The organism is Pediococcus argentinicus, assembly GCF_001437605.1.
GTDB lineage: Bacteria > Bacillota > Bacilli > Lactobacillales > Lactobacillaceae > Pediococcus > Pediococcus argentinicus.
Genome location: NZ_JQCQ01000074.1, coordinates 1 through 845, shown reverse-complemented (window position 1 = coordinate 845; position 845 = coordinate 1). Strand labels below are relative to the sequence as shown.

General features: G+C 34.6%; 1 protein-coding gene and 1 pseudogene. One reads left to right on the top strand and one right to left on the bottom strand.

What is annotated here, in order from left to right; all coding sequences use genetic code 11:
* Nucleotides 1-110: 110 nt before the first annotated feature.
* Nucleotides 111-503, bottom strand: a complete 393-nt coding sequence (locus tag IV88_RS08945) for a MerR family transcriptional regulator (protein WP_057800545.1) — start codon at nt 501-503, stop codon at nt 111-113.
* A gap of 99 nt (nt 504-602) precedes the next feature.
* Here IV88_RS08945 and IV88_RS08940 point away from each other — a divergent pair.
* Nucleotides 603-845, top strand: a pseudogene (locus IV88_RS08940) (MFS transporter); the annotation flags it as partial.

Below are 845 nucleotides of genomic sequence, written 5' to 3'. Positions count from 1 at the left end.
GTCACTAAAAAGTCGCTAAAAATAGTGGTACCACGTGGCACTGATTTGAAATCGGGTCACAATCAACCCTACGTGAACTGACAACAATGCGTAAGTAATTACATTACTATTTAGTACGTCTCCATTTCTTTGATTTTTCTTCGGCGAATTTGTTCGTCCAGTATTATGAGCTTTTGTTTTACATGAATCTTTTCTTGCTCAATCTCTGCAGCCTTTTCGTCTAAATTAACCAGTAAAGAACTTATTGTATCTTTGAAATTATTCAACTCTTCTACTGTTGGGTCATCACTAGTTTGATGCATTTGTTCGCGAACTTCTTTTACGGGCATACCCATATTTCTTAAAATGATTGCCATGTGTGTACGTTCAATATTATCGTTATTGAATTGTCTTACACCATTTCTATCTCTGGCTATATGATCAATAACACCCATTTTTTCATAATATCGTATGGTATTAGGGGTCACTTTTAACATATCCGCTACTTCTTGAATAGTTGTCATTTATTATCTCCTACAAATTAAATATTACACTTGCGTTAGTCTAACATGAACCTGATAGACTATCAAAGTTGTCTGAAAAAGTACTAATGGAGGTATGTTATGGTTAAGAAAATTAATGAATGGTGGGCATTAGTTGTTATAGGACTTTTTACTATTATGTCGAACCTGGATGCATCAATTGTAAATATAGCTTTACCAACTATTTCGCGTGAATTTAAAATACCAACTAGTACAGCGTCTTATACAGTTATTGTGTATATGGTTGTATTGTCAGGACTTTTAATTCTAGGTGGTCGTCTAGGGGATATCCTTGGTTGCGATAATCCCTTTGTGGTTGACAGA

Coding starts and splice junctions, on each gene's coding strand:
- IV88_RS08945 (WP_057800545.1), bottom strand. CDS start 503: ATGACAACTATTCAAGAAGTAGCGGATATGTTAAAAGTGACCCCTAAT.